Here is a 5,634-nt window from a genome sequence, read left to right as displayed (position 1 = left end):
CGTTCAACATAAGCATTTTGTACATAGCCTTCTTTCTTTTGAGCTTCATATACATCTGGTTCTGTCAAAGCCAATATCTCAGCTCTAACCTGCTCCATATTATAAGCTTTTCTTGAAAACAAAGAAGATTTACCCGGCTGTATATAATGTACGGCAGTTGTAATTTTCTCTATTCCTCCATGTCCATCAGCTACAATAGAAACTCCCATATCAAAGTATGGAATAAGGCAGAAAGTACATAAACGGTTTAAAATATTCCTTCCTGAAGCAGAATCCATACACCCCAAAATAATATCACAAGTAGATAAACATTGTAAAGTCTCAATTGAGGTACATATATTCGTTTGAAAAGTACGAACCCTGCTACCCAAATTTGTATCCATAATCAGCCTTTTATAGAATTCAACCTTAGCTTGTCCCAAACAGTCGTCTGAATTCCGACTTCCTATTAGCCTATTAAGGTTTTTTTCTTCAATAATGTCTGGATCTACCAAAACAATTTCTTCGATAGCATACCTCATTAATTGCTCAATAGAAACACCACCGGTTCCTGAACAGCCAACAATTCCAACTTTTAATCGTTTCAACTTAGCATAGGTTCCTTCCCCAAATGTTTGACGGGTTCTTGTAGAATATTCATCTATGAAGTCAACTTTTTCATGATAAAAAAGCTGAATATCATCTCCTATAACCATAACATTATCCAATTTGGCAGATTCTAATCCGGACAAAAAAACACGACCATAGATTTCTCCGTCAGGTAACATGATAGCAGATAAATGAGGCTCTTCACTTTCGCACCATCCACCAATAATCGAATCAAACAGATCGTAATCCGACCTATCATCCTGTTCGGAAAAAAAACGTCCTCCCCCAGGATGTGAATGAATTTTCAATATGGCATAATCATACTGAGCAGCTTCTTGCAATAAAGGTATCATATGCGTTGTTTTCCAACTAATAAAATCCTCGTAACAATCACATTCATCATAAGGAATTATAACAATTTTCTGCAAGGTCATGATTTTTTCGTCTTCAAAGCCACATCTGCCACACAGGCCTATAGCTACAGCTTCTTTACCAAAATTTCCAAGAAGATGATCATATAATGTTTCATAATCATCAATCGATAATCTCAGTTTGTATTTCATCTTGCTAATTCTTTTTTAATCCAATTCTGTATATAAAGACAAAATGTATTTAGATTATCAGTACCTGCCCGCCAAGGATTTTGTGCTGTAAAATGACGTGACCATCTTTGATATTGCTTATCACGGATGTTCACTAGGCAATTTGTTGCAGGTATAATTTTACCACTATTCAATGATAATGGTGGATAAAAATAAACCATATCCAACGGAGTATCAGGGTAACCTCTGGGAATAGAAATGGCCGCAGTTGTTTTATCTATATTATATCCTTTAGGGATAGGAAAATCATGAATAAGTAACCAGTTTGCCGTACCTTCTTTAATTGTTTCATAAGGAAGTCCTTGTTTTTCTAAAAAGAAAGTGTCATCTTCATTGAAAGAAAAGGCTCTTTCGAGCCCTTCTCCTTCAGTTTGTTCATACGGTAAGGTTACAAATTTTTCCAAACCCGGTTCTGACAAATCCACTTCTTCATCATATTCGACAGAAACCAATTTATTTCCTTTCATACGTTTACTTATGCCATATTTAGTATAAGGATGTTTTTCTGCCAACTCCAACAACTCTTTACCGGTCATGCTTGCACGATCTACTTCGTACATCTTTCCATCAATTTTTATTTTAATTTTTGGACCATGACCTTTAAAAGTTTCTGCATCTTCTCCTTCTTGCTGTTCCAAAGGCAAAGTTACAAATTTTTCCAATCCCGGATGACGTAAGTCTACACTCTGACCGCATTCAATCTTCACCATGATGTTGCCAGTAGTTTTCATTCTAAGTTCATGGGTATTACATGATTTTCCTGCTAACTCTAAAAGTTCACACCCTATTACACAAGGAGTGGCTACTTCATACATTTTTCCGTCTATTTTAAACTTAAACATATCCTTTTTCTTTGATAAGTGTTCGATTTCGTTATTATTAAACTCCATACGATAAAATATTAAATAAAAAAACAAATAAACATAGGGGGATTATACAAACAATCAGATATCAATTATTAATAAACTAGCGGTATATATCACCCTTACCTTTTTATAAGAATCTCAAAATCGAATGATGCAATTACGGGTAATCAGTATGTACTTATCCCATCATGATTCCACATCGAACATAAAAATGTTGAAACAATGCTATTCGATTATTAGATGTACAAATCTTACATTTGCAATCTCTACATGCCAAAATTGACTTAAAATGGCACTTTTTTAATAGGGATATTGGATATATAATAAGTTTGATGCCGAAAAAGTCTGGAAGTTTTTCGTTTATTATTATAGAAGTAGTATCTTTGTTCAAGAATTGAAGGAGGTGAGTAGCCTCCATAAATAGAACCCTAGGAAAGTTATATTTTAATTCTGAAAAAGATGCTGACTTCCAGTTTGGCATCTTTTTTATTCTTCTCCTTTCACTCTCTTCTTCTCTCTCTTGTTTAATTTATAAATTTCCATATTACTCTCACTGATATCGATCATGTCAAACATAACCACATTATTAATATAATCAATCTGCAATGCATCAAAGAGACCTTTTGCATTAACATAGAAATATTTACCGGCTTTACTGACAGGGAATGAATCTGAATCACCCTCTGACAAATTTATAAGATATAAAATATCTTCATTTTCAGTATCTTGTGCAAACTTTACAGCAGAAGTTGTACTTAAACACAATTTCCGTGCTGTAGCTTCTGTAAACCCTAGTTTTCCACTACTGTGTATCGTGGCTTTCAGCTTTACACTATAATCCTTCGAACTTAATATTTTAAATCCCATAATCAACACCTTTTTAAATTCTCTTGCAAATATATATAAAATATTTCACTTTCACATAAATTAGATGCGTTATTTCTTTCGTTTTTCCTCATTTCCCTTGTGTTCTCTCTTTAACATCCCACACATCAAGCCTTTTATCTATTTCTTTAGATGGTAATCTACCATTTAATAACCTTAGTAATTGAATTTTCTCACAAGCTTTTTGCGGAGTAAGTAACTTCTCTTCTACCATTTTGTCAAATATATATAGAATTCCACGAACAGTCGCACCTTCCTTAATTGCTATTTTACGAAGCTTACTATCTCCTGTAAGTAAAGTGTAGTCATTATTTTGTGCATACACCCAAACAGAACAATCCTGAATACTCACATTAGTCATATCCTGCATTTTACGTTGGAAGTTTACCAGTTCCACCATCTCTCGCATATCGAACTTTTTAATAAATAATTTATCATAGCCAAGTATCTTATCTTTTTGTTCCTTTACTTTCAATTCATGTACAATAAGATCTGTCGTATGAACATTGATAGTCAATGAAAAGAATTCATCTAACAGACCTACCTTATATAAGTCAATAAAGATATTTGTATCGCTGACTACTACAATCTCCATTATATAAGGTTTAATCGGTTACGCACATCTTCAATTGAAGTATTCAAAAGAGAGGCTGCTTTTGAGGTTGTTATAATGTCACTGGCTATAGCCTTAAACACGAGACTCGTAAAACGTTGAGGTTTTTTCTCTTGGAATCTAGATATAATCACCAATTTCTTAAATCTTTCATTTCGATTTTTCTTAATATAATAAGTACGGCATCTCGCTTCTGTTATAATATTAAGTTCTTTAGCTTTCATCATCATGGCATCAATGGAGACACCATACATGACTTGTAAATCGATCAGTTCATTTAATGATATGTCTTTTCTATTTTCTCCAATTATACCACAAAAGACACTACTTGGAATCAACATTTCGTTAGCGAAAATCGTACATAAATCTTCTTTTTGTTTAGAGCTCAATACCGGGTCAAAACATCTATTGAATAAAAGATGGCCTAATTCATGCAATGCAGTCATTCTACGACGCTCGGATTGTTCAATGTTTACATTCAAAACAATTATAGGATATTCATCGTTGACCATTCCACTTAAACCGTCGAAGCCTTCCGGTGCATCCACATCTATTACCTTAATAAAATGCATTTCCAACATTGCTTGAACATTATTGATTGCATCTTTACCCAATCCCCATTCTTTACGAATACGTAGAGCCTGCATTTTAATGTCTTGCGCATTTGAAATGACAGCATTCGAATAAATCGTAGATTCAAATTTATTCTCCAATCCTAATATATTTTCTATTTCCAAATAGCGTTCTACTTTATCCCTTATCTTTTCCTTTATAGCATTGGTCTCGTATACTTTAACCTTATTCTTCTTCCTAAAACTAACTTCAAACTCATCCAATTCAAACAAGAAAGGACGGAAAAAGTAGTCTGGATCTAGATTTAGAGCATTGGCAATAGCAATAAGAACAGAACTATCTGGCATCATCTTTCCATTCTCATATTTGGAAACAGATTGCTTGCTAATCAGATTACCGATTTTTTCGCAAAGCATATCCATAGACCAGCCTGCCATAATCCGTGCGCTCTTTAATCGTTTTGCAAAAATTTCTTCTATCTTCATATGTGTTAGCCTTTATTGGTTTACAAAAATACAAATAATTATTATTTCGTCAACCATAAAATATCCTTTTTATTTCTGAAACCCTCAATATTAAGAATATTTATATTTCAGATCATATGATGTAGCTTATATCTTGCCACCCCTTCCTTTTTCCTTATTTAATAATTCTTCTCTTTATGAAAAGAGCTGACTTTCCATGACAATAAGTGACATTATAACCTAAATCATACAAATACGCCCTATCTTGCATCAAAATCATGGTGCAACTTAAAAATATCGTTATTATGGAAGTCATTTACATTGAAACCAAGCTGTTTGAAAAGATGATGAATCAATTCAACGCTTTTACAAAACAAGTAGATTCGCTTTGTCAAAAAGTTGATGTCAAAAATCTTAGAGCATGAATGGATAGCCAAGATGTATGTTTGAGATTGAATATATCTCCCCGAACATTACAAACTCTAAGAGATAATGGTAAATTACCTTATTCACAAATTCAGCACAAGATTTTCTATAAGCCGGAAGATGTAGAGGCATTATTAACTATTGTCGAGCTTCAACGGAAAGAGAAAATTTTAAAATCAAAAAATATAAATCTATAGGTCATGGAAGGAATTATAATGAAAGACAACAAACAGGTTGTTGCTTTTTTCAAAGCATTGGACAGTATGCTTGTGAAAATGAACAAGATCGTAGATAATAGCCGTCCTCCATTGAATGGAGAGCGATATATTACAGATAAGGAGTTAGCCCAATGATTAAAAATTAGCAGAAGAACTTTGCAAGAGTATCGTAACAATGGAATGCTTCCTTATTATCAGCTAGGAGGAAAGATCTTGTATAAAGAATCAGATGTGGAAAAGTTATTGGAAGATAATTATCGTAAGGCTTTTCAAGAGTAGATACTCTATCTAGTCTGAAATATTATCAAAGGTGTTCCGTATAATACTCATCTGATTATAAGCAATTAATGGCTCATAAATTAGCATATCAAATAGAAATTTCGTAACTTTGTAACATGA

6 protein-coding genes and 1 pseudogene are annotated in these 5,634 nt (G+C 33.2%); 2 read left to right on the top strand and 5 right to left on the bottom strand.

Annotation, left to right across the window (positions count from 1 at the left end; genetic code table 11):
- The 5 genes from BSCG_RS00580 to BSCG_RS00600 form a co-directional block, all read right to left on the bottom strand.
- A partial coding sequence (locus BSCG_RS00580) for a ThiF family adenylyltransferase (protein ID WP_008777598.1) occupies positions 1-1,151 on the bottom strand: 1,151 nt, incomplete at its 3' end.
- Positions 1,148-2,080 (bottom strand): multiubiquitin domain-containing protein, encoded by a 933-nt coding sequence (locus BSCG_RS00585; RefSeq protein WP_139016527.1) that lies wholly within the window; start codon positions 2,078-2,080, stop codon positions 1,148-1,150. The genes BSCG_RS00580 and BSCG_RS00585, both read right to left, overlap by 4 nt.
- 462 nt (positions 2,081-2,542) lie before the next feature.
- The gene (locus tag BSCG_RS00590) at positions 2,543-2,923 is read right to left on the bottom strand and encodes a hypothetical protein (protein ID WP_032849893.1); all 381 of its coding nucleotides are present in this window, start codon (positions 2,921-2,923) and stop codon (positions 2,543-2,545) included.
- Between the two features lie 88 nt (positions 2,924-3,011).
- Positions 3,012-3,536: a DUF5615 family PIN-like protein gene (locus tag BSCG_RS00595; protein WP_008777595.1), complete on the bottom strand. Its 525-nt coding sequence runs from the start codon at positions 3,534-3,536 to the stop codon at positions 3,012-3,014.
- Entirely contained in the window at positions 3,536-4,612 is a 1,077-nt protein-coding gene (locus tag BSCG_RS00600; RefSeq protein ID WP_008777594.1) for a helix-turn-helix domain-containing protein, read from the bottom strand. The genes BSCG_RS00595 and BSCG_RS00600 overlap by 1 nt, the downstream gene beginning before the upstream one ends.
- Positions 4,613-5,016: 404 nt before the next feature.
- Between BSCG_RS00600 and BSCG_RS0128185 the strand changes: the two genes are divergently transcribed.
- On the top strand, positions 5,017-5,214 hold the full coding sequence (locus BSCG_RS0128185; RefSeq protein WP_008777593.1) for a helix-turn-helix domain-containing protein: 198 nt from the start codon (positions 5,017-5,019) through the stop codon (positions 5,212-5,214).
- A 3-nt stretch (positions 5,215-5,217) separates the two neighbouring features.
- Positions 5,218-5,514 (top strand): annotated as a pseudogene (locus BSCG_RS29265) (helix-turn-helix domain-containing protein).
- Positions 5,515-5,634 lie beyond the last annotated feature (120 nt).

It is taken from the genome of Bacteroides sp. 2_2_4 (assembly GCF_000157055.1).
GTDB classification, from domain to species: domain Bacteria; phylum Bacteroidota; class Bacteroidia; order Bacteroidales; family Bacteroidaceae; genus Bacteroides; species Bacteroides ovatus.
Note: the sequence above shows the minus strand (reverse complement) of the source record. Positions and strands in the feature narration are given on the sequence as shown.